The following is a 22,401-nucleotide window of genomic DNA, read 5'->3' as shown; positions in this document are numbered from 1 at the left end:
GTTAAATAAAAAAGCTACCTCAATTGAGATAGCTTAAATTTTTATACTTTTAACCCTGTTAGCTTACGATATCATCGTTTTCTTCTTCGTGATCATCTTCATTATCACTTCGGCTATAGAAATCATTTTCCTCATCTGGAAGTTGATTAGTAATCTGCTCAAAATTGTCATCATCTTCTGCACCAGGAACATCAAGCCCAAAAGGCATTCCGTCGTTCACGTGATTAGGATTGATGATTGGATTTCCATCTCCGTCCAAAGGAATATGCTCTTCTTTATTGAAAATATCTTCACCGGGATTGTAATCCATTTCTTTTAATTTTCTTTTTTGCTCTTCAGTATTATCTTCTGTAATCATAATCGTTTATTTTTAGTGTTAATATTAATAAGACAAAAATGATTCCAAGATTCGATTATTATTGATAAACTTCAGGATTTGCGCAATGTGGCATTTTTTCATCTTTAGAAAAAGCAATCAAATTTTCTGCCGCTAATTTTGCCATTCCGTTTCTGGCCTCAATTGTTGCCGAACCGATATGTGGTAAAACGCAAACATTAGACAATTTAAGAATCGGATCGTTGTCTTTAATAGGTTCCGGATTTGTCACATCCAGACCAGCTCCCCAAATTTTTTCTGAAACCAATGCATTATATAAATCTTTCTGATTATGAAAACCTCCTCTAGCAGTATTGATGAAAATCGCATTAGATTTCATTTTTTCGAAAACAGATTTATTAAAAAGTTCAGAATGTTCTTCCGAAAAATTAGCATGAATGCTCAAAACATCAGACTGACTCACCAATTCTTCGAACGAAACGTACTTTGCGTCGAGTTCTTTTTCAGCTTCTTCGTTATGACTTCTGTTGTGATAAATAATATTCATATCAAAAGCTTTCTTGCACTTTTCAGCCATCTCATAACCAATTCTTCCAAGCCCAAAAACACCTAACGTTTTTCCGTACAACTCCTGACCTAAAGCATGAAGCGGATCAAAAGCTCGCCAATCGTCATCTTTTACCTTTTGAAAATAGTAGCTTGCTCTTCTTGCAACCGATTGCATTAGCAGAAAAGCTACATCAGAAGTTGCTTTGCTTAGAACTTCCGGCGTATTTCCTACAGGAATATTTCTTTTGTTGGCTTCATCAATATCTACATGATCAAAACCCACAGAGTACAGCGCAATCGCTTTAATATTGGGGAATTTTTCAAAGAAATCCTTATCGTATGTATTTTGTCCGACATTCAGAATTGCGTCTGCATTTTTACAATATTTCAGCCATTCTGCCTGCGTCAGTTCAGGATTTTCTGCCAAGGTAACTTGCAAACCTGCTTCTTTCAGCATTGTAATTCCTATTTCCGGAATTCTTTTATTGATGAATACTTTCATTAATTTTTATGATTAAATATTTAAAACAAAAAACCTCAACATTAAAAAGTGAGGTTAAATTATGATTAATTGCTTCAATTCTCGTTCCAAAAAGTTATTTTAGTCTCACTAGTTCACCTTTTCTCTTTACAATATTCTTATAATCCCATTGTATTTCTATAGATTTTGCGAGCCAACATTTCAAATCAACTTCATCGATTTCAGTTTTATCGTTAAAAAACACTGAAGCATCTTGAAATTTTTCACCTTCAACATTCAGTTTTTCTTCATTAAAAGATTTTCCGCTCCAAAACATGAGACGGATTCCCTTTTTCTGTTTGCTATAACCAACGATTGGATTTCCTTCTAAAAACCAAACCGGATGCGCATGCCAGATTTTATTTTCTGAATCTTTCAATTCTAAATCAATAATTTTTGAAAGCAAAGCGCACATTTCCTGATCTGAATCAGATTGCTTATCGTTGTAATCAAGAATATCGGGATTGATCATAATCTATTGATTGGTATTATTTAACATCGGCACAAATTTGTAGGCGCCAAACTCTTCTTTTTCAATTTCTGTAAGCGAAATTTTTGTAAACCTGTACAAAACCTGCTCGTCCGTAGGACCTAATGGAATGACCATTTTTCCGCCTACTTTTAATTGTTTTAATAATTCTGTCGGTAAAACTGCAGCTCCGCAAGTCACGATAATTTTGTCAAAAGGTGCAAATGTCGGAAGCCCGGCAAAACCATCCCCAAAACTCTGAAACTTCGGGTATAAATGCAGTTCTCTGAATTTCTTTTTAGAATAATCAAACAAATCTTTCTGCCTCTCAATCGTATACACCAAACCTTTCATGGCCAATAAAACTGCAGTCTGATAACCACAACCAGTACCAATTTCCAGAACTTTTTCACCTTGTTTTAATTGTAAAAGTTCAGACTGCTCTGCTACCGTTGAAGGATGCGAAATCGTCTGATGCGCCAAAATAGGAAAAGCCCGGTCTTCATAAGCAAAATCTTCAAAAATACTTTCGATAAAAAGATGTCTCGGAATCTCATTCATCGCAGAAAGTACATTCTCGTCAGAAATCCCAATTTGCTGGCGTAAATAATTGATTAAATTCTTTCTTTTCCCTTTGTGTGCAAATGAATCGTGCGTCATCAGATCGTTGTTATTAGTTAGCAGGCGCTAGTTTATCACAAAAATACTAAAACAATCATTATTTGTCAACCTAAAACCTATCATCTGTTTCCGAATATCTAAAATTACTATATTTACACAAATTAAAAAGCTATGTTGAAAGCAGGTTTGGTAGGTGCCGGACATTTGGGAAAAATACATTTACGACTTCTGAATCAGTCTGATAAATATGAATTCATTGGTTTCCACGATAAGGATGCAGAAAACGGTAAAAAACTGGAGACTGAATTTGGTTACAAATATTTTGAAAACCTTGAAGATTTACTTAACCAGATTGACATGTTGGATATTGTAACGCCAACACTTTATCATTATGATTACGCTCTGAAAGCCATTGATAAAGGTCTTCATTTTTTCATAGAAAAACCTATTACCCAAACTTTAGAACAGGCAGAAGAAATCCTTTATAAATGCCGTGAATTTGGTATCAAAGCGCAGGTTGGGCACGTTGAAAGGTATAATCCGGCTTTTATCGGAGCCAAAGATTACATCCAGAATCCGATGTTTATTGAAATTCACCGTTTGGCAGAATTTAATCCTCGCGGGACTGACGTTTCAGTAGTTTTGGATTTAATGATTCATGATTTAGATATTTTATTGAGTGTCGTAAAATCTAAAGTTAAAAATATTCATGCAAGCGGAGTTTGTGTGGTAAGCAAAAGCCCAGACATTGCCAATGCAAGAATCGAGTTTGAAAATGGATGTGTTGCCAATTTGACAACCTCAAGAATATCCATGAAAGCGATGAGAAAAAGCAGATTTTTCCAAAAAGACGCTTATGTTTCTGTAGATTTTTTAGAGAAAAAAGCAGAAGTCATCCGAATGAAAGATGCTCCGGAAAACCCTACTCCATTTGATATGATTATTGAAAATGCTGAAGGTGAGAAGAATCAGATTTTATTTGAATACCCAAACATTCAGCCTAATAATGCAATTTTGGATGAATTAAATTCTTTTGCAGATGCCATTTTGGAAGATAAAAATGTGGAAGTTTCTTTGGAAGACGGAACTGAAGCTTTGAAAGTGGCTCTGGAAATTATGAAATTGATTTCATAAGTCAAAATTCCGCCTTAACTCATTTTTAATTTAATTGAAATAAATAAAAATATTAAATTGCAAATCCCTTTTAGAATCTAAAAGGGATTTATTTTAAATAAAAATTTCCGCTAAAAATCTTCGTATGAAAAAAACAATTCTGCTGTTTCTTTTAATTTCAACCTTTAGTTTTGGACAAAAATTGAGTCTGCACGACAAAATCAACGTCATTCTTTTAAATAAAAAAGCCACAGTAGGAGTTTCTGTTTTGGGCCTTGAGAATGGTTTTAAATACAATAGAAACGCAGACAAAAAACTTCCGATGCAGAGTGTTTTTAAATTCCATATTGCAGTGGCCGTTTTGGATTTTGTAGATAAAGGAAAACTTTCATTAGATCAGAGAATTTATTTAGACCAATCTAATTTGCTTGAAAATACCTGGTCTCCTCTTCGAGACAAATACCCAAACGGCGGTGTGGAAGTTCCTTTAAGTGAAATTTTAGAATTAACGGTCGCAAAAAGTGATAACAACGGCTGCGATATTATGTTGAAATTGCTCGGAGGTACAAAAACTGTTCAGCAATTTATGGATTCAAAAGGAGTAAAAGGTTTTCAGATCAAAAACAATGAAGCTGAAATGCATAAAGATTGGAGTTTACAGTATAAAAATTATAGCACCACACAATCTGCGGTTGATGTTTTGAAAAAATTCTATGATGGAAAATTACTTTCAAAAAATCAACAGATTATTTAATGAGTGTAATCTTATCAACATCTACCGGACTCAATAAATTAGTGGAGCAACTTCCAAAAAACACGCCGGTTGCAAGAAAAACGGGAGCTTCAGGGAAAAATGATGCAGGATTAACAGGTGCAGAAAATGAGATTGCCATTATCACTTTACCCAACGGTAAACGTTATGCAATTGCCGTATTTGTAAGCAATTCTACAGAATCTGATGCGGTAAACTGTAAAATAATTTCAGACATTTCAAAAGCAGTTTGGGATGATTTTAGTAAGTAAATATTAAAGCTTATTTTTAAAACAAATTTTATGAAAAAATAATATTAACATTCGCACTATTTAGCTTTACGCTTTTTTTTGCGCAGAAAAGCGAAAGCTATCTAAAACTGAGTTATGGCAGCATGTGTTGCGGAACTCCTTCCACAGCTCCTGTGATGAATTACATTGAAAGTTTTCAAGGTAAATCTAAAGCAAAAAAGGTTGAGATTTTCAGACAATCCGGCTTAGGAAGAGAAGGTGAATTTGCACTGTATATCGGGATTGACGCACTTCCAAAAAGTAAAAGAATGAAATTTGTGAAAGGTTTGGAAACGACTGTAAATTCGCAAAATGACTCAAGAGACAAAAACAGTGGCGGAACTATTTTTTTCACAAGCTCTGAACTTGTGAAGAAAAATGATTTAACTCAATTAAAAAATTTAATTCCACATAAAAAAGAACAATTAAAATGATCAAAAACATTGTAGTTATCGGGGCTGGAACCATGGGAAATGGTATTGCACATACCTTCGCACAAAGCGGTTTTAGTGTAAATTTGGTAGATGTTTCTCAAGATGCTTTAGACAGAGGATTGAAAACCATCACCACCAACCTTGACAGAATAATTGCAAAGGGAAACCTTACAAAAGAACAAAAATCACAAACTTTAGGAAACATCAAAACTTTCACTGAGTTGAAAGATGCGGTTACCAATGCAGATTTAGTGGTGGAAGCAGCTACAGAGAATCAGGATTTAAAACTGAAAATCTTTGCTCAGATGGATGAATTTGCTCCTGAAAATTGTATTTTGTCTACCAATACTTCTTCAATTTCTATTACTAAAATTGCAGCTGCAACAAAAAGAGCTGATAAAGTAATCGGGATGCACTTTATGAATCCGGTTCCTATTATGAAATTGGTTGAGATCATCAAAGGTTACTCTACTTCTAAGGATACTTTTGATGCTATCTACGAAATGAGCAAAAACTTAGGAAAAGTTCCTGTAGAAGTGAATGATTATCCGGGATTTGTAGCCAACAGAATCTTAATGCCAATGATTAATGAATCAATTGAAACTTTATACAACGGCGTTGCAGGAGTAGAAGAAATTGACACCGTTATGAAATTAGGAATGGCGCATCCAATGGGACCTTTACAGTTAGCTGATTTTATTGGTCTTGATGTTTGCTTGGCAATCTTAAATGTAATGTACGACGGTTTCAAAAATCCAAAATATGCTCCGAATCCATTATTGGTAAATATGGTAATGGCCGGAAAACTGGGAGTAAAATCCGGAGAAGGTTTTTATGACTATTCTGAAAGTAAAAAAGCAGAAAAAGTGGCAAAAATGTTTTCAAAATAGCCTCTTAATTATGAGTTGTGAATTTTAAGTTATAAATTTGGCTGCAATCTAATGCAACCTGATGAAACTTAAAGAAAAATACATTCAAATATCAATGGTCATCATTACTTTAGTGATGACCATTTTGCGTTTTTTATTAAATGAAAAAGGAAGAGTAACACCCGATTCTATTCGGTACATGCGATTTGCAGATGCTTTACCAACGATAGATAATACAATTACTCCATTAGGCTATCCTTTGAGCATCAGATTTTTCACTTACTTTGCTTTTGATGAATTTTGGAGTAGTAAAATTGTCGGAATCATTTCATTTCTTTTGATTGTCATCTTTGCATGGAAAAAAGATTTTTATCTCAAAGAATCTATTGTTGTTTGTTCATTTCTAAGTTTTGTCAGCATATTTTCAGCGACTTTAAGTGAAGGTTTAATGTTGTCTTTTATCTTTATTTTGATGTATGTGTCAAATTGTATCATTCAAAAAAATGGACAAAAACAAAAAGCATTCTCTACCTGACATTGTCTTTAATTTTAATCTTTAATATTCGATATAGTGCTCTTTTCATGATTGGAGGTGTAGGATTATTTGGACTTTTGTCATTCAGAAAAAATTATGCGATGATCTTTATTACTTCTGCATCTTTGGCAGTTATATACATTGTTTTGTACAAGTTTTTATTTATAGATCAATTCAACCAAAATTATGTGAATCAAGTTTTAGAAATTGGTCTAAAACCTACATCTCAACTTCTTACGGAACTTTTCCAAGGATTAGCAACCTCATTCAACCCATTCATTCACATGTCTAATCCTAATGGAGGAATTATTAATTATGGAATTTACGGAATAGGAATCTTAAACGTATTTCTCATTATATTTTTATTCTTAAAAAACAAACTTACCGAAACTGAAAAGTTTATCATTCTGCTTGGCGTTTCGGGAATTATTTGTTCTTATTTCGTACAGTATTTTTATGGGATTGATCCTTTAGATTATCGCTTATTAGCACCTTTTACTTTTCCTATTTGGTTGGTTTATTTGAAAAAAGTTTTTGAAATTTTCAGATTAAAAACTTATATAATCGGGGCATTAAGTCTTTTATCAGGACTGGCTTTTACTTGGCTTTCAAAAGGTTTTTACTTAGAAAACAGAGAAGAAATGTCTACCTTTTTAAAATCAGAAAAACTAGAAAATTCACCACTTTTATTTTATGTGGATGATATGGAAGATCTTGAAAAAGTGCAGATTGCAGAGCTAATAAGCACTGTTAATCCTAAAGTTAAACTCACTTTCAAACCACAGGATACATTACAGAAAACGACCATCACAACGTATAAAGTTTTGCGAAAAATTAAAATTGACAAGAACAAATACCAATAATTTTATTTATCTTTGAGAAAGTTTAAACATTAAAAAAATGAAATTACCAAAGTTTTTATTAGCAGACAATTCGGAATTTCCTGAAGATTTATTTGTAGTTCACACAGAATATCCTAGATTCATTTTGAATGTTGAGGAAGAGGAAGTTGAATGGTTAGATGATTTAGAAGGAGACGATGAAGAAACTATGGCAGATGAAGCTACAAAAGTAGTAGAAGCTGCTTTCAAATGGTGTGATGAAGAGTTGGCGAAATACGACGACGAGGAAGACGAAGAATAAGAATTTATTACTCATAAAAAAAGGAACTCAAAATTTGAGTTCCTTTTTTTTTATTCAGCTTTATTAAACTTTAGAAGTAATAGGTTATCCTGATACAATTCTAACGTATTCCCCGAAACCACATATTTATTCACTTTTCCCATCATGCTCATAAAATTCTGCTCTACACTCATATTTTCGCAAGCCATTCTTGTCGAACCCAACTGAGATGCTGTAAAACTTCCTGAAGCAGCATCTGTAGATAATGTTCCGAAATAACTATTACATCCTGCATTTCCGTTTACTTTCGTGCCTTCAATCTGTAATGTCGGTATTTTACCTTTTACATTATCGGCTAAAGTCCATTTTGTGTTAGAAATTGATGGCTGAGCCTTTCCCACTTTAGATGATGATGTATTTGACATTGTTCCGCACGATGCCAAAACAGCAACCGTACATAAACTTAAAAAGAATTTTTTCATTTTAGATTTTTTATTATTTGAAAGTCAAATGAAACAATTGTTACATTCTTCTTTTTGATTTAAACCAAATTTACGGAAATATTATTGTTTAGAATTATTTATAAATAAGATTCCACAAAAAAACGGACAAAAGCCCGTTATATTGTATCGTTGAAAAGTTGTTTTCTTAAGATCTCAATTCAGCATTAAATTCTTTCTGGAAAGATTTAATTAAAGAATCCATCACTGCAGAAATTTCTTTTTCTTCTAAAGTTTTTTCTTCGTTTAACAATTCAAAACTCATTGCATAAGACTTTTTGCCTTCCGGAAGATTTTTCCCTTCGTACACATCAAATAAATTGATATTCTTAATAAAAGGAGATTTGTTCTTTTTAGCAGTCTGATACAATTCCTGATATGTAATATTTTTATCAATCAACAACGCTAGATCTCTTCTGATTTTGTTGAATTTCGGAATATCATTAAATTTCAATTCTTTGTTAAAACGTAATTTCTGAGCCAGTTCCAATTCAATTTCTGCATAAAAACAATCCTGATCAATATCAAAATCTTTAAGCATTTGAGGAGCTACCTTTCCGATTCTTACTAAAGTTTCACCTTCAGATTCGTACGCCAGAGCATCAGAAAATCTATCATCAGAAAGAGCCACTTCTTTATAGTCGATAGCTAATCTTTCTAATAAAACTTTCACAAAAGCTTTCAAGTTATAGAAATCTGTTGCAGATTTTGGCTGTAGCCAGTTTTCAGAAACATTTCTTCCACTTACTAAAATGGCTAATTGTTTTCTCTCTTCGTATTTCTCTTTTTTATGGTAAATCTTTCCAAATTCGAAGAACTTAATATCCTGATTCTTTCTGTTGATATTGTAGATTGCATTTTGCAAAAGCCCTTCCAATAAAGACTTTCTCATAAATGCAAGATCATTGCTTAAAGGATTCAACAGTTTCACTGCATCCGTTTCATCTTTCACAGAAGTTAAAGAATTGTTCATCACTTCATTAAAACCTAAGCTCTGTAAAGTTCTCGCCCAATTATTCTCTAGCTCGTCTTGATCTTTTGCATTGAGCTTTACTGGGGTAAATGCAATCTTTTGCGGAGCTTCGATTTTATTGTATCCGTAGATTCTTAAAATCTCCTCAATAACGTCAATTTCTCTTGTCACATCTGCTCTGTAAGCAGGAACAGAGATTTCAAAACCATTTTGAATTTCATTTAAAACCTGAATTTCTAAAGCTTTTAAAATTTCTTTTACTTTTTCTCTGTGAATTTTCGTTCCTAAAATCTGTTCGATTTTGAGAATCTGATGATCACATAATTATCTTCGATTTTCTTCGGATATTCTTCCAAAAGATCTCCAACCAATTTCCCTTCTGCCAAATCCTGAATCATCGTGATGGCATGAGTAATGGCTGTTCTTGTGATATTAGGGTCAACTCCTCTTTCAAATCTGAAAGAAGCATCAGTATTTAAACCATGCGCTTTTGCCGCTTTTCTTATCGCAACCGGATTGAAATAAGCACTTTCTAAGAAGATTGTTTTAGTCTCAGAAGAAACTCCAGAATTGGCACCACCAAAAACTCCGGCAATACACATCGGATTATCTTGTCCGTCTTTGATGATGATTTCAGAACCGTTTAATGTTCTTTCAACACCATCTAAAGTGGTGAATTTTGTTCCTTCGGCAACAGTTCCGACTTTCACTTTTTGTCCGCTATTTTATCTGCATCAAAAGCATGAAGCGGTTGACCAAAACCGTGAAGAATATAGTTGGTAATATCTACAATGTTGTTAATCGGACTTAATCCAATTGCTTTTAATCTGTCTTTTAACCAAGAAGGAGATTCTGCAACTTTTACATTTTCAATCACCGCTCCGATGTATCTTGGTGTTAATTCGGCATCTTCAACTTCTAAAGAGAATTCATGTGTTCCTTCATTATTTAAAGCAACTGAAGATACTTTTTCAAAATCACCTTTTTGCTGATTCGTTGAAAGAAATGCATACAAATCTCTTGCAACACCGTAATGAGACATTGCATCGGTTCTGTTTGGCGTTAAACCAATTTCGAAAACTTCGTCATTTGTCAGTTCAAAATAATCTGAAAAATTCTTTCCGACTTCATATTTGGTTTCGTCTAAAACCATGATTCCGCCGTGATCTTCGCTTAGACCTAACTCATCCTCAGCGCAAATCATCCCTTGAGAAACTTCACCTCTGATTTTAGCTTCTTTAATTTCAAAAAAGTTTCCGGTTTTATCGTAAATTTTAGTTCCGACAACTGCAACAGGAACAGTTTGTCCTTCTTCCACGTTCGAAGCGCCACAAACGATATTCAAAACTTTTCCGCTTCCAACGTCTACGGTTGTTTTCTTTAATTTATCGGCATTCGGATGCTTTTCGCAGGTCAAAACTTTTCCTACAACTACACCTTCCAGACTTCCTTTGATGCTTTCAAATTTCTCTATTCCTTCTACCTCAAGACCGATATCTGTAAGAAACTCTCCTATTCTTTCAGATTTCAGTTCCGTTTTGATATAATCTTTCAGCCAGTTATTTGATATTTTCATCCTTTAATTTTGAAAATTTATTTTGAATTTTTTCAAGTTACAAATGTCGTGTTTTTTGAGAAACAGAGAAATTTTTAACCTTTCAACTGAGTCTAAAAAACAAAAAAGAGGCTGAAAAATCAACCTCTTTTAGAATTTATTTAAATTAATCTTACAATCCGATAACCGGCATTGATAACATTAAGATATTTTCGTTTTCTTCAAGACCATCAAGCGGCTCAATGATTCCTGGTCTGTTGGGTTGAGACATTTTCATAGTGATATCGTCTGCACTCAAAATACCTAACATTTCAGTTAAAAATTTAGAACTGAAACCGATGTTGATATCTTCGCCGTTATAGTCGCAAGGAATCTGCATATCTGCTTTGTTTGCATATTCTGTGTCTTCTGCATGAAGGTGAAGAATGTTTGCTGACAATTTAAATCTAACCTGATTCGTAGATTTGTTTGACATAATAGAAGCTCTTTTGATTGCTCCTAACAACAAGTTTCTGTTGATCGTCAAAACGTTCGGGTTTTCTTTAGGGATTACCGCAGTATAATTTGGATATTTCCCATCGATTAATCTACAAATCCAAACGTGTTTTCCAAAAGTAAATTTAGCCATGTTTTCGTTGAAGTCGATGGTGATGTCTTCGTTTGAACTTGCTAAAATATTTTTGAAGATGTTCAGAGGTTTTTTAGGCATGATGAATTCCATTGGCTCGGCATTCATCAGGTCTGTTCTTTTGTACACTACCAATCTGTGAGAATCTGTAGAAACAAAATTCGTTTCATTTTCTCCAAACTGGAACAAAACTCCTGTCATTACCGGACGAAGAGAATCATTACTTGTTGCAAAAAGTGTATTCGTTAAAGCTTCAGATAAAACTCCCGCAGGCATTGTCACGCTTTGAGCAGATTCAAATTCCGGAAGTTCAGGATAATCGTCTGCGTTGTCTAATGCAACGGCAAAATTATCTTTCTCATCTAAAATCTCAAGCTGGCTGCCAGTACCTTCTGCATTGTCTTTTACAACAAGCGTCAGCGGCTGTTCACCATAAGTCTTGATAAAATCCTGAAAAATTTTGGCAGGAACTGCAAATTTACCTGCATCATCAGATTTTACATCCAATGAAGTTACCAAAGTTGTTTCGCCATCAGACGCTGTAATGGTAAGGTTATTTTCGTTTAACTCAAAAAGATAGTTTTCTAAAATCGGTCTCGATTGAGAGCTTGATATTACGCCACTTACAGTTTGCAATGCTTTCTGCAGTTCACCACTTGAAATAATAAATTTCATAGATTTAAAAATAAGTTTTTACAAATATAACAAATAGAACACAGATAGAAAAGAATAATACTGAGAGTTATTAACATCCATCAAAAGAATTTATTTTTTCTGAAATATTTAATCCACTATCTTTGCTAAGCATCAATTTTAAAAATGAGAAAACCTCCCATCCATAAAAGTTTCATCAACTCCTTTCGGGGAATTTGGTTGATGCTTATCTCTGAAAGAAATTTTCAGATTGAGGTTGCAGCTTTATTGATTAATATTTTTCTGATTTTTTATCTAAAACTTTCCAACATCGATACTGTTTTAGTTTTAACAGTTTCTATCGGAGTTCTAGCCGCCGAAACTTTCAATACAGCAATCGAAAAAATTTGTGACATCATACATCCGGAGTTTGATAAAAGAATAGGTTTTATTAAAGATGTTTCAGCTGGAGCAGTGACTTTAATTGCAGCAGCTTCTATAATTGTGGGAGTTTTTGTGTACTGGAAATATATTTTCAATTAATTGTCCCACAGATTTTTCAGATTATCACGGATCTTTGTGCTACAATTCGTTGAAGAATGTTTTAAACCTATTTTCCAACGTAAATAAATCCTTTTTTTCCGGATTTAAAAACAGTTTCAATTCTTTTATAATCGTCCACCTCATATTCATCAGCTTTAAAAATTTCTTCATCGCTCACTTCAAACAGAACACCTTCTACTTCATCTTCAGTATTTCCTGAAAATTCTAAAATCGGATGGTATTTCTGATTGCTTTTCCTTAAAACTTCAGGATCTGTAATTTCCAACATTTTTAAGCGATATCCGATAAGAATATCATGTTTACCTTTTAAAATTCGTCCAAAAGTTTCGAGCTGAACCTGCTCTTTCTGTAAGGTTCCGTAAGAAAATAAATGCGGCATTATAAGTATTTTTCAATAATTGGAATTGCAATTTCAGCCATCATCCCATATCCTTTTTCATTGGGATGAACACCATCTTTGGAAAGTAAAATCTCTTTGTCTTCTAAAAACGCTGAATGAAAATCAATGTAATTTAAAGAGTTTTCTGCTACAATATCTTTCAGAATTTGATTGTAAACCAAAACATCTTCGTTCGTTCTCACTTTTCCGGTTACAGAAATTTCACCATTAATTTTATCTGAAATAGGAAGAATACTTACCAGATAAATTTCTTTGGAAAATACTTTTGCATGTTGAATTGCCTTTTCAATATTAGCTTTAAATTGTCCAGGATTTACGATTTGATTTCCATCTTTCACAGCCAAATCATTAGCACCATAGCCGAGAAAAACTACATTTCCATCCTCCGCATTTCTAACTGACATTTCATTCTGAATTCTTTTGACTAAACCTTCTGACGTTTCACCACCAATTCCCAAATTAAAAAGGATCAGTTCACTGCTTCCTTCATTGTATTTCTGTAAAGCAAATCTTTTAAGAATATCAACCCAGCCTCCAAACACGCCGTCGTATTCGCCGTAAGTTACACTGTCACCGAAAAATAATCCATACATCATTTTCTTCTTCATTTTTTAATTTAAAACTAAGGTTATATTTTTATGAGATTCAATAATTTCAATCAGAATTTCAAATAAGGTTTGTCCGTTTCCTGCAATCAAATCATCAAGTTTTTCCTGAGCTAAATTGATATTGAAAGGTTTTCCCTGTTTAATTTTATTTTCGTAAAAAACTTTGGTAGTTTCTAAGCCTAAATCTTCTTTTGATTTCTGAGAATCTTTCCAAATGATTTCTCCTTCAAATCCATCGAGCGTTCCAACTTTCCAATCTTCATTTTTCATCAACACTTGATAAATTTCTTCATAGAATCCTGACAAATCAGAAAAATGGCTGCCATTGATGACAGCCGTTTTCTTATTATTTTTATTTGAAGTATTCAACTCCATTTTTAAAGATGTTGTGGTAATTCGCAGTCGGAATATTTTTCATCAACCCTTCTGCAAAACGTTCCGGGTGTCCCATTCTACCATAAATTTTTCCGTCCGGACTAGTAATCCCTTCAATTCCAAACAATGAGTTGTTTGGATTGAACGGCATTCCGTGAGCGATGTTTCCATCTAAATCTAAATATTGAGTAGCGATTTGTCCGTTTTCATACAACTTCTGAATTTCCACTTCCGAAGCCATAAAACGACCTTCACCGTGAGAAATCGGAATGGTGAAAACCTGATCTTTCATACCTCTCAACCAAGGTGATTCGTCATTCAGAACTTTCACATTCACCATTTGAGAAATATGTCTTCTGATCGCGTTGTGAGCCAACGTCGGAGAATTTTTATCCAAGTCCTTAATTCTTCCGTAAGGCAGCAATCCTGACTTCACCAAAGCCTGGAAACCGTTACAGATTCCGATGATCATTCCGTCCCTGTCCAGTAATTCGTGAACGGCATTTCTCATCTTTTCATTCTTCAAAACATTCACAATAAATTTAGCAGAACCGTCCGGTTCGTCACCCGCAGAGAAACCTCCGGAGAATGCTAAAATCTGTGACTGTTTAATTTCTTTCACCCATGCATCAATGCTCTCGTCAAGTAACTGATGATTGATATTAATCAAAGGCAAACTACTTACAATTGCACCTTCTTTTTGGAATGCATTCAATGTATCGTATTCGCAATTTGTTCCTGGGAAAACCGGTGCGAAAACTCTCGGCTGAGCGATTCCGTGTTTTTTGATTTGAATATTTCTTGGGTTGATTGAGTTCAGTTTTGAATCCAGTTCAACCGTTATTTTTTCTTTTTCTACTGTGGAGAAAAGGTTTTCAAAAGTTTTTGTATTCGATTCAAGTAATTTTTCGATTTCAAAATTCAAATCATTGATTTTCAAAATATTTGAATCTTTAACTTCACCGATTAATTGAAGATCAACAGAACTTAATTCTTCAATTGATTCTATAATTAAACTTCCGATATTTTTAGCTAATAAAATGTTCTCATCAGCGATATTAATTTCCGCTCCTAATCTGTTTCCGAAACTCATTTTCGCTAAAGCTACTGCAACTCCTCCTTCTTTAATTGTCTTTACAGAAACTACTTTTCCAGCCTTGACATTTTCAAAAACCAATTCAAAAACAGTCTTCAGATTTTCATAGTTCGGAAGTCCGTTTTCCTGAGGAATATGATTGAAGAAATACAGTTTATTTCCTGCCTTTTTGAATTCCGGAGAGATGACATTTTTCTTTTCTCCGTTAGCACAAGCGAACGAAATCAACGTTGGCGGAACATTCAAATCCTGATACGTTCCACTCATCGAATCCTTACCTCCAATGGCAGCCAAACCAAGATTAATCTGCGCATCATAAGCTCCCAAAAGAGAAGCTAAAGGCTTGCCCCATTTCTCAGCATTCTGACCTAATTTTTCAAAATATTCCTGAAAACTTAATCTGATATTTTTATAATCGCCACCCATTGCAACGATTTTTGCAACGCTTTCAACTACGGCATAAGAAGCCCCCAATAAAGAGTTTTGCTTTGAAATTTCGGCATCAAATCCCCAACTTGCAAAGGAAACTGTTTCGATGTTTTTCGCTCCTAAAATCGGTAGCGTCTGAGCACTTCCTTCCATCAAAGTCTGCTGATATTTTCCACCCAAAGGCATCGCAACCGTAGTTGCACCAATCGATGAATCAAACATTTCCAATAGACCTTTTTGAGAAGCCACATTTTTATCTGCTAAGATTTTTAAGAAGTTTTCTTCGTTAAAAGCAGGTGTTTCCTCTTTCACTTCATTAAGATGAGTAATTTTAACTTCCTGACTTTTAGAACAGCCGTTCGTATCCAGGAATTCTCTTGAAAGGTCAACAATCTTATCACCTTTCCAGAACATTTGCATTCTTCCTGAATCTGTCACCTTTGCAACTTCCACAGCCACGATATTTTCAGCTTCACAGAACTTGATGAACTGTTCTTTATCTTTCGGTTCAACCACAACCGCCATTCTTTCCTGAGATTCAGAAATAGCAAGCTCTGTTCCGTTCAAACCTTCATATTTTAAAGGTAAAACATCGAGATTAACTTCCAAAGAATCAGCGATTTCACCGATTGCTACTGAAACTCCACCAGCTCCGAAGTCATTCGATTTTTTAATCAGTCTCGTCACTTCAGGATTTCTGAATAATCTCTGGATTTTACGTTCTTCAACGGCGTTTCCTTTCTGAACCTCAGAACTCATTGTGTGGATAGAAGTTTCGTCCTGTTCTTTCGAACTTCCGCTTGCTCCACCAACACCGTCACGACCTGTTGCACCACCTAAAATGATGATAGAGTCACCAGCTTCAGGCTTTTCACGTCTCACCCAATCTACAGGAACGGCGCCAGTTACAAAACCAACCTCCATTCTTTTTGCTTTGTAGCCTTCATCATAGATTTCGGAAACCATTGTAGTCGCCAAACCGATTTGGTTACCGTAAGAAGAATATCCGTTAGCCGCCTGTTTTGTAATTGTTTTTTGAGGTAATTTTCCTGGCAAAGTTTGGTCAACCGGTTCCAAAACATCAGCAGCACCCGTCAATCTCATCGCCTGAAAAACGTAAGAGCGTCCAGACAAAGGATCTCTGATTGCACCTCCTAAACACGTTGAAGCACCTCCGAAAGGTTCAATTTCCGTTGGGTGATTGTGCGTTTCGTTTTTAAATAACAAATACCACGGTTCTTTTTTACCATCGTATTCAGCTTCAATTTGGATCGTACAAGCGTTGATTTCATCAGAAACCACCAAGTTTTCCAAGTTGCCTGTTTTATGGAAATATCTTCCGCAAACTGTTGCCAAATCCATTAGAGAGATTGGTTTCAATTCGCGTCCTAAGAATTTTCTTTTTTCGATATAATCATTGAAAATAGTTTCCAATGTATGTTTAAACTGTCCTTCAAACTCAATATTTGACAATTCTGTTTCAAACGTTGTGTGACGGCAATGGTCACTCCAATACGTGTCTAAAACTTTCAGTTCAGTTTCGGTAGGATTTCTCTGTTCAGATTTAAAATATTCCTGAATGAATTTTAAATCATCCAATCCTAATGCAAAACCGTGATTGTTGAAGAATTCCTCCAACTGAACATCATCAAAATTGATGAAATTTTCGTGAACCAAAACTTTTGATGGAGTCTCCTCTGCAGGAATATTTAAAGTGGTTAAATCTTTCTCCTGAGACTCTACTTTATTGATTAAAAGGTCTTTAATTTTTGCTAAATCAGATTCAGAAATGCCTTCAAATTCGATAAGCTTGCCGCTTCGTACTTTAGATTTCTCATTTCCAGTCAATAAGGCGATACACTGTTGAGCAGAATCAGCACGTTGGTCGTACTGTCCAGGTAAAAATTCTAATGCGAAATGGGTTCCTTGTGCAGGATTTTCTTCGATTAAAATATCGGTAACCGGATCAACGAAAGTGCTATTGACCACCTTTTCGAACTCACCATCGTTCAAATTGAAAATATCGTACACATTGTACACTTTTACATTTTTGATCGACGAAACTACCGCTTTTACTTCATCAAAAATCTTTGGACTTTCTACATCGAAAATTCCTCTTTTTTCTACGAAAATTCTTTTGTTTTGAGACATTAGATGTCAGATATTTAAATATTATTAGACTTTATTTACTTAATTTATTGGGATTATCCGGATGATCTTTTTGAAAATTTTCAGCTTCTATGACTTGAGTTTCCACCCAGTTTTCAAAAGGAATTTTCCCATTTTCAAAATCCACTGCATAGATCGATTTGCCATCTTGTGATGCTAAGAATTTGAATTCATATGATAATCCTGCTTCCATTTTTATGTAATCATAGGTATTGATCTGGTAAAATGGAAAGTTTTCTTTTGGTTTTTCTATGATTTCAAAGAATAATTTCTTTTGATTTTCAGATAACTTCGTAAAGTGATTTACGTAATATAATTCTGAAAGTTTCTTATTGTGTTTTTCAAAAAACCGAAGGATATCATTCTCCTTTTCATTATATTTGAATGGATATGGGAAATATTTACCTTCAACCTCAATCGCATTTTCAGATTTTGCAACAGGTTTCACTATTTCACCTTTGAAATTCATTACTCCCCAAGTTCCACCAACAATTGCTTTGTGCTCGTCTTCGGTTTGTTCCCAATCACAACCGTCACAAAAAGCAGCATATCCGTAATTGAAGGGCGACACAAAATCATGCTCAGGCTGTATGATAACCACCCCATTTCTATCTACAAAACCAATTTTTTCATTTTTAACGAATCTTCTTACGCCTTCAGAAAAATAATCTGCCCCGTTGTCATGAAAGAAAGGCCTGTACATGAAGTTTCCTTTTCTATCATAGATATATCCCCATTCATTTTTTTGACGCTTTTCACCATTTTTATCCCCATCAAAATAGATGGTTTCCCCCTTTACCAATTCACCATCTTCAATATTTGAGAAAATTTTAAATTGTGCAGGCACGATGATTTTGCCCTCTTGATTTTTAACCCCAACCAAAGAATCCTTTGATTTAAAATACTTTAAAACTTCTTTTCCCTGAGAAAAAGAGAGTATTGGAATTAATGAAAATATTAAAAGTATTTTCTTCATGTTTTAGTTAAAAATAAAAAAAAAATGCAGCCCAAAAGACTGCATGTAACTTATACTTTCAGGTCAGATTCTAAACCAATCAATTCTTTGTTTGCATCCAGAATAGGCTGAACTTCATTGGCAATGAATTCCTCCGTTTGAATAGGTGCAAAACCGATAAAGTTTTTAGGATCCAGAACTTCTTTCAGTTTTGATTTATCAAGCTTCAAAGAATGGTCGTTTAAGATTCTTTCAATCAAATCATTTTCTTTCCCTTCTTCTTTCACTTGTTTAGAAGCTTCCATTGAGTGAACTCTGATTATTTCGTGGATTTCCTGACGGTCGCCACCAGCTTTCACTTCTTCCATGATGATGTATTCTGTCGCCATGAAAGGAAGTTCTTCCATAATATGTTTGTTGATTCTGTTTGGATATACCACGATTCCGTTCATGATGTTGTTCCAGATCAATAAAATTGCATCAACGGCTAAAAATGCCTGTGGAATAGTCAATCTTTTGTTGGCAGAATCGTCCAATGTTCTTTCAAACCATTGTGTTGAAGCGACCATCGCAGAACTTGTCGTCAAAGACATTACGTATTTTGCCAACGCTCCTATTCTTTCACTTCTCATTGGATTACGCTTATAAGCCATTGCCGAAGAACCGATTTGGTTTTTCTCAAATGGTTCTTCAACTTCTTTCAAATTTTGAAGCAAACGTAAATCGTTTGTGAATTTATGTGCAGATTGAGCGATATTCCCTAATAAAGCCACCACTTTAGCATCAATTTTTCGGTCGTACGTCTGTCCAGAAACGCCGAAAACTTTCTCAAAACCGAATCTTTTTGATAATTCTTTATCTAAATGTTTTACTTTAGAATAATCTCCGTTGAAAAGCTCCAGGAAACTTGCTGCAGTTCCTGTTGTCCCTTTTACTCCTCTGAATCTTAATGTTTCTAAGAAGAAATCAAGCTCTTCGATGTCAAGAACCAAACTTTGTAACCAAAGTGTTGCTCTTTTTCCAACTGTTGTTAACTGAGCGGGTTGGAAATGTGTGAATCCTAAAGTGGGAAGATCTTTGTATTGAATCGAAAAATCAGCCAGATTTTTCATCACATTAACCAACTTTTTCTTTAAAATTAAAAGTCCGTCACGGATTTGAATTAAGTCTGTATTGTCTCCTACAAACGCTGAAGTTGCTCCCAAGTGAATAATTCCTTTTGCAGAAGGCGCAACGTCACCATAAGCGTGAACGTGAGCCATCACATCATGACGGAATTTTTTCTCATATTCTGCTGCTTTATCGTAATCGATGTTGTCAACATTGGCTTTCAACTCTGCAATTTGCTCGTCTGTGATGTCAAGACCAAGGTCTTTTTCAATCTCAGCTAAAGCGATCCAAAGCTTTCTCCAATTCTGGAATTTGTTGTTGTGAGAAAAGTTAAACAACATTTCTTGGCTGGAGTAACGCTCTTCCAATGGATTTTTGTAGGAATTCATTCTTTCTTTTACTTTTTAGATGCACAAAAATACGGATTTTGATTGAGAGAGAAAAATTGTGAGAATGGTTTTAAGTTTTGATTAAAAAACAATGTTGAAATGTGAATAATTAATTTAATACATTGAGAGAATCATCGATTATCTTTTAATCATTCATCTATAGTCTGCCTAAATGTCCTGATTTTTTCTTTGGCAAAATCTTTGACAAAGATGTGTTATAAAAAGTTATTGAAACATGGAAAATCAGGATATCAACGAAGAAAATATCAATAATCAGGAAGAAATCAATCCTCAGACGGAAACTACAACAGAAGAAAATGTGACAGAAATTCCTACTGCAGAAGAACTTTTGGCAGTAGAAAAAGACCGTTACATCAGATTGTACGCAGAGTTTGAAAACTATAAAAAAAGAACTTCAAAAGAGAAGATGGACTTCTTCACTTACGCCAACCAAGAGATGATGGTCTCTATGCTAGGTGTTTTGGATGATTTTGAAAGAGCTTTAAAAGAAATCGCTAAAAACGGTAACGAAGCCGATCTTCAGGGAGTTGAGTTGATTTACAACAAGTTTAAAAACAAATTGACTGAGAAAGGTTTAAAAATCATGGAAGTAAGAGCGGGAGACAGCTTTAATGTTGACTACCACGAGGCGATTACACAGATTCCTTCGCCATCTGAAGATTTAAAAGGTAAAATCGTAGATGTTATTGAAACGGGATATACTTTAGGTGACAAAGTGATTCGTTTTGCAAAAGTTGTAACAGGAAATTAATTATCAGCAATGGGTAATAAGTAATTAATAATTGCTCATTACCCATTGTTCATTACTTATAAATATATGTCAAAGAGAGATTATTACGAGGTTCTTGAGGTCAGCAAATCTGCAAGTGCCGACGAAATAAAGAAAGCATACCGAAAAATGGCGATCAAATATCACCCAGATAAAAATCCGGGAGATAAAGAGGCTGAAGAAAAATTTAAAGAAGCTGCAGAAGCCTATGAAGTCCTGAGTGACGACAACAAAAAAGCTCGTTACGACCAATACGGACATGCCGGAATGGGCGGTGCCGGAGGTTACGGCGGCGGTGGCTTTGGTGGCGGAATGAACATGGAAGACATTTTCAGTCAGTTTGGCGACATTTTCGGCGGTGGTTTTGGAGGATTCGGCGGCGGTGGCGGAGGCCGTCAGCAGGTGAAAGGTTCTAATTTAAGAATCAGAATTAAGCTGAATCTTGAAGAGATGGTGAACGGAACCCAAAAAACTCTTAAAGTAAAAAAAATGAAGATGGCAGAAGGTGCCACTTCCAAAACCTGTCCTACTTGTAACGGAGCCGGAGTTCAGATGAAGGTAATGAACACAATGTTCGGACAAATGCAAACGCAGACCACTTGTGGAACTTGTCAGGGAATCGGGAAAGTTGCCGACAAAATTCCTGCCGGAGCTAATGCACAGGGTTTAATAAAAGATGAGGAGGAAATTTCGATCAACATTCCTGCAGGTGCAAGAGACGGCATCCAGTTAAATGTAAGAGGAAAAGGAAATGATGCACCTTTCGGTGGAATTCCTGGTGATTTATTGGTAATCGTAGAGGAAGAAGTAGACAAAACCATCAAAAGAGAAGGTGACAATCTTCATCAGGAACTATATGTTTCTTTTGCCGAAGCGGCTTTAGGAACTAAAAAAGAAATACCAACTGTTGGTGGAAAAGTAAAAATCACCGTAGATGCAGGAACTCAATCCGGAAAAATCTTAAGATTGGCAGGAAAAGGTTTACCAAGCATTGACAGCTATGGGAAAGGTGATATGTTTATCCACATCAATGTATGGACGCCGCAGACGCTAAACAAAGAACAAAAAGATTTCTTTGAAAAACAAATGTCTAGTGGTGATATGGTTGCAGAACCATCCGGAAAGGAAAAGACTTTCTTTGATAAAGTGAAAGATCTATTCAATTAAAAAAAATATAAAAGAGGCTTTGCAAAAAGTCTCTTTTTCACTTTCATCGTATATTAAATTATTTATATCTTTAAGGTAGCAATTCAAAATGAACTATCAACTTCAACTTCGTACACCAGATTCTAATGGTAATTTGGTCTTTAATACAATAATTTTTGATGCATTCAAAGTAAATATTGTAGAACGATATTATGGCCTTGTTCCAAAATCTTGTGAAGTATTATTTAAAGTGAGAACTTTAGATGATCAACTGATCAAAAGAAAAGACGGACATGTGAAAATCAGAATTAAGGATGAAGATTATAATACTTATAAAACCTTGATAAAGGTTTTCGGAACTTACGAATACAAAAATAAACTTATCAGCAGGAATGATGCACAGCAAGATTTTGTACATTTTATTTTGAGACTGGTGATTATGAATTATAATTTAAACTAAAATTTTTCTCT

22 protein-coding genes and 2 pseudogenes are annotated in these 22,401 nt (G+C 34.6%); 11 read left to right on the top strand and 13 right to left on the bottom strand.

Annotated features, from left to right (window positions below):
• Window positions 1-58: 58 nt before the first annotated feature.
• From EAG08_RS18055 to EAG08_RS18040, 4 genes are all read right to left on the bottom strand, one after another.
• A complete protein-coding gene (locus EAG08_RS18055) occupies window positions 59-358 on the bottom strand; it encodes a hypothetical protein (RefSeq protein WP_129536642.1) in 300 nt (99 codons plus the stop codon).
• Window positions 359-416: 58 nt separating this feature from the next.
• A complete protein-coding gene (locus EAG08_RS18050; RefSeq protein ID WP_129536641.1) occupies window positions 417-1,388 on the bottom strand; it encodes a 2-hydroxyacid dehydrogenase in 972 nt (323 codons plus the stop codon).
• A 94-nt stretch (window positions 1,389-1,482) separates the two neighbouring features.
• Window positions 1,483-1,878 (bottom strand): DUF1801 domain-containing protein, encoded by a 396-nt coding sequence (locus EAG08_RS18045; protein WP_129536640.1) that lies wholly within the window; start codon window positions 1,876-1,878, stop codon window positions 1,483-1,485.
• Between the two features lie 3 nt (window positions 1,879-1,881).
• A complete protein-coding gene (locus EAG08_RS18040) occupies window positions 1,882-2,535 on the bottom strand; it encodes a protein-L-isoaspartate(D-aspartate) O-methyltransferase (RefSeq protein WP_129536639.1) in 654 nt (217 codons plus the stop codon).
• 132 nt (window positions 2,536-2,667) lie between these two features.
• Between EAG08_RS18040 and EAG08_RS18035 the strand changes: the two genes are divergently transcribed.
• The 7 genes and pseudogenes from EAG08_RS18035 (at window position 2,668) to EAG08_RS18005 (ending at window position 7,631) form a co-directional block, all read left to right on the top strand.
• Window positions 2,668-3,630 (top strand): Gfo/Idh/MocA family protein, encoded by a 963-nt coding sequence (locus EAG08_RS18035; RefSeq protein ID WP_129536638.1) that lies wholly within the window; start codon window positions 2,668-2,670, stop codon window positions 3,628-3,630.
• Between the two features lie 124 nt (window positions 3,631-3,754).
• A pseudogene (bla-A, locus tag EAG08_RS18030) lies at window positions 3,755-4,632 on the top strand (CGA/CIA family class A beta-lactamase).
• Between the two features lie 122 nt (window positions 4,633-4,754).
• Window positions 4,755-5,084, top strand: a complete 330-nt coding sequence (locus tag EAG08_RS18025) for a hypothetical protein (RefSeq protein ID WP_129536637.1) — start codon at window positions 4,755-4,757, stop codon at window positions 5,082-5,084.
• The gene (locus tag EAG08_RS18020; RefSeq protein WP_185145197.1) at window positions 5,084-5,974 is read left to right on the top strand and encodes a 3-hydroxybutyryl-CoA dehydrogenase; all 891 of its coding nucleotides are present in this window, start codon (window positions 5,084-5,086) and stop codon (window positions 5,972-5,974) included. The genes EAG08_RS18025 and EAG08_RS18020 overlap by 1 nt, the downstream gene beginning before the upstream one ends.
• 61 nt (window positions 5,975-6,035) lie before the next feature.
• Entirely contained in the window at window positions 6,036-6,488 is a 453-nt protein-coding gene (locus EAG08_RS18015; protein ID WP_129536635.1) for a hypothetical protein, read from the top strand.
• Between the two features lie 47 nt (window positions 6,489-6,535).
• Window positions 6,536-7,351: a hypothetical protein gene (locus EAG08_RS18010; protein ID WP_129536634.1), complete on the top strand. Its 816-nt coding sequence runs from the start codon at window positions 6,536-6,538 to the stop codon at window positions 7,349-7,351.
• A 37-nt stretch (window positions 7,352-7,388) separates the two neighbouring features.
• Window positions 7,389-7,631, top strand: a complete 243-nt coding sequence (locus tag EAG08_RS18005; RefSeq protein ID WP_129536633.1) for a hypothetical protein — start codon at window positions 7,389-7,391, stop codon at window positions 7,629-7,631.
• Between the two features lie 50 nt (window positions 7,632-7,681).
• Here the strand turns inward: EAG08_RS18005 and EAG08_RS18000 are convergent, their stop codons facing one another.
• The 3 genes and pseudogenes from EAG08_RS18000 to dnaN form a co-directional block, all read right to left on the bottom strand.
• Entirely contained in the window at window positions 7,682-8,092 is a 411-nt protein-coding gene (locus EAG08_RS18000; protein WP_129536632.1) for an META domain-containing protein, read from the bottom strand.
• Between the two features lie 166 nt (window positions 8,093-8,258).
• A pseudogene (gene pheT / locus EAG08_RS17995) lies at window positions 8,259-10,659 on the bottom strand (phenylalanine--tRNA ligase subunit beta).
• A gap of 151 nt (window positions 10,660-10,810) precedes the next feature.
• Window positions 10,811-11,941, bottom strand: coding sequence for a DNA polymerase III subunit beta (gene dnaN, locus EAG08_RS17990; protein WP_129536631.1), 1,131 nt, complete (start codon window positions 11,939-11,941; stop codon window positions 10,811-10,813).
• Between the two features lie 144 nt (window positions 11,942-12,085).
• Between dnaN and EAG08_RS17985 the strand changes: the two genes are divergently transcribed.
• A complete protein-coding gene (locus tag EAG08_RS17985; RefSeq protein ID WP_129536630.1) occupies window positions 12,086-12,442 on the top strand; it encodes a diacylglycerol kinase in 357 nt (118 codons plus the stop codon).
• Window positions 12,443-12,509: 67 nt separating this feature from the next.
• On the opposite strand, the gene EAG08_RS17980 is transcribed toward EAG08_RS17985, so the two are convergent.
• From EAG08_RS17980 to purB, 6 genes are read right to left on the bottom strand one after another with little or no spacing between them, the layout of a single operon-like run.
• Entirely contained in the window at window positions 12,510-12,842 is a 333-nt protein-coding gene (locus EAG08_RS17980) for a gamma-glutamylcyclotransferase family protein (RefSeq protein WP_129536629.1), read from the bottom strand.
• The gene (locus EAG08_RS17975; RefSeq protein ID WP_228446638.1) at window positions 12,842-13,471 is read right to left on the bottom strand and encodes an SGNH/GDSL hydrolase family protein; all 630 of its coding nucleotides are present in this window, start codon (window positions 13,469-13,471) and stop codon (window positions 12,842-12,844) included. The genes EAG08_RS17980 and EAG08_RS17975 overlap by 1 nt, the downstream gene beginning before the upstream one ends.
• A gap of 3 nt (window positions 13,472-13,474) precedes the next feature.
• Complete coding sequence (locus EAG08_RS17970; RefSeq protein ID WP_129536628.1) at window positions 13,475-13,846, bottom strand: ribonuclease inhibitor; 372 nt, start codon at window positions 13,844-13,846, stop codon at window positions 13,475-13,477.
• Complete coding sequence (locus EAG08_RS17965; protein WP_129536627.1) at window positions 13,824-17,522, bottom strand: phosphoribosylformylglycinamidine synthase; 3,699 nt, start codon at window positions 17,520-17,522, stop codon at window positions 13,824-13,826. Before EAG08_RS17965 ends, EAG08_RS17970 begins: the two co-directional genes overlap by 23 nt.
• Before the next feature lie 31 nt (window positions 17,523-17,553).
• A complete protein-coding gene (locus EAG08_RS17960) occupies window positions 17,554-18,516 on the bottom strand; it encodes a WG repeat-containing protein (protein ID WP_129536626.1) in 963 nt (320 codons plus the stop codon).
• Between the two features lie 50 nt (window positions 18,517-18,566).
• Entirely contained in the window at window positions 18,567-19,994 is a 1,428-nt protein-coding gene (gene purB, locus EAG08_RS17955) for an adenylosuccinate lyase (RefSeq protein WP_129536625.1), read from the bottom strand.
• 235 nt (window positions 19,995-20,229) lie between these two features.
• On the opposite strand from purB, the gene EAG08_RS17950 reads away from it, so the two are divergent.
• From EAG08_RS17950 to EAG08_RS17940, 3 genes are all read left to right on the top strand, one after another.
• Window positions 20,230-20,766: a nucleotide exchange factor GrpE gene (locus tag EAG08_RS17950; RefSeq protein WP_129536624.1), complete on the top strand. Its 537-nt coding sequence runs from the start codon at window positions 20,230-20,232 to the stop codon at window positions 20,764-20,766.
• A gap of 66 nt (window positions 20,767-20,832) precedes the next feature.
• Window positions 20,833-21,951 carry a molecular chaperone DnaJ gene (gene dnaJ / locus EAG08_RS17945; RefSeq protein ID WP_129536623.1) on the top strand — a complete coding sequence of 373 codons (1,119 nt, stop codon included), beginning with the start codon at window positions 20,833-20,835 and terminating at the stop codon, window positions 21,949-21,951.
• A gap of 88 nt (window positions 21,952-22,039) precedes the next feature.
• Complete coding sequence (locus EAG08_RS17940) at window positions 22,040-22,390, top strand: prevent-host-death protein (RefSeq protein WP_129536622.1); 351 nt, start codon at window positions 22,040-22,042, stop codon at window positions 22,388-22,390.
• Window positions 22,391-22,401: the final 11 nt, after the last annotated feature.

It is taken from the genome of Chryseobacterium sp. 3008163, from assembly GCF_003669035.1.
In the GTDB taxonomy this organism is placed as follows: domain Bacteria; phylum Bacteroidota; class Bacteroidia; order Flavobacteriales; family Weeksellaceae; genus Chryseobacterium.
This window is presented reverse-complemented; position numbering and strand designations above follow the sequence as displayed.

Excerpts from the sequence above, each read along its gene's own strand:
- EAG08_RS18050 (WP_129536641.1), bottom strand. The coding sequence starts at position 1,388 with ATGAAAGTATTCATCAATAAAAGAATTCCGGAAATAGGAATTACAATG.
- dnaJ (WP_129536623.1), top strand. The coding sequence starts at position 20,833 with ATGTCAAAGAGAGATTATTACGAGGTTCTTGAGGTCAGCAAATCTGCA.
- EAG08_RS18045 (WP_129536640.1), bottom strand. The coding sequence starts at position 1,878 with ATGATCAATCCCGATATTCTTGATTACAACGATAAGCAATCTGATTCA.
- EAG08_RS18035 (WP_129536638.1), top strand. The coding sequence starts at position 2,668 with ATGTTGAAAGCAGGTTTGGTAGGTGCCGGACATTTGGGAAAAATACAT.
- EAG08_RS18005 (WP_129536633.1), top strand. The coding sequence starts at position 7,389 with ATGAAATTACCAAAGTTTTTATTAGCAGACAATTCGGAATTTCCTGAA.
- EAG08_RS17950 (WP_129536624.1), top strand. The coding sequence starts at position 20,230 with ATGGAAAATCAGGATATCAACGAAGAAAATATCAATAATCAGGAAGAA.
- EAG08_RS17970 (WP_129536628.1), bottom strand. The coding sequence starts at position 13,846 with ATGGAGTTGAATACTTCAAATAAAAATAATAAGAAAACGGCTGTCATC.
- EAG08_RS18000 (WP_129536632.1), bottom strand. The coding sequence starts at position 8,092 with ATGAAAAAATTCTTTTTAAGTTTATGTACGGTTGCTGTTTTGGCATCG.
- EAG08_RS17940 (WP_129536622.1), top strand. The coding sequence starts at position 22,040 with ATGAACTATCAACTTCAACTTCGTACACCAGATTCTAATGGTAATTTG.
- EAG08_RS18025 (WP_129536637.1), top strand. The coding sequence starts at position 4,755 with ATGTGTTGCGGAACTCCTTCCACAGCTCCTGTGATGAATTACATTGAA.
- EAG08_RS18015 (WP_129536635.1), top strand. The coding sequence starts at position 6,036 with ATGAAACTTAAAGAAAAATACATTCAAATATCAATGGTCATCATTACT.
- EAG08_RS17965 (WP_129536627.1), bottom strand. The coding sequence starts at position 17,522 with ATGTCTCAAAACAAAAGAATTTTCGTAGAAAAAAGAGGAATTTTCGAT.
- EAG08_RS17985 (WP_129536630.1), top strand. The coding sequence starts at position 12,086 with ATGAGAAAACCTCCCATCCATAAAAGTTTCATCAACTCCTTTCGGGGA.
- EAG08_RS17980 (WP_129536629.1), bottom strand. The coding sequence starts at position 12,842 with ATGCCGCATTTATTTTCTTACGGAACCTTACAGAAAGAGCAGGTTCAG.
- EAG08_RS17960 (WP_129536626.1), bottom strand. The coding sequence starts at position 18,516 with ATGAAGAAAATACTTTTAATATTTTCATTAATTCCAATACTCTCTTTT.
- dnaN (WP_129536631.1), bottom strand. The coding sequence starts at position 11,941 with ATGAAATTTATTATTTCAAGTGGTGAACTGCAGAAAGCATTGCAAACT.
- EAG08_RS17975 (WP_228446638.1), bottom strand. The coding sequence starts at position 13,471 with ATGAAGAAGAAAATGATGTATGGATTATTTTTCGGTGACAGTGTAACT.
- EAG08_RS18010 (WP_129536634.1), top strand. The coding sequence starts at position 6,536 with ATGATTGGAGGTGTAGGATTATTTGGACTTTTGTCATTCAGAAAAAAT.
- EAG08_RS18055 (WP_129536642.1), bottom strand. The coding sequence starts at position 358 with ATGATTACAGAAGATAATACTGAAGAGCAAAAAAGAAAATTAAAAGAA.
- purB (WP_129536625.1), bottom strand. The coding sequence starts at position 19,994 with ATGAATTCCTACAAAAATCCATTGGAAGAGCGTTACTCCAGCCAAGAA.
- EAG08_RS18040 (WP_129536639.1), bottom strand. The coding sequence starts at position 2,535 with ATGACGCACGATTCATTTGCACACAAAGGGAAAAGAAAGAATTTAATC.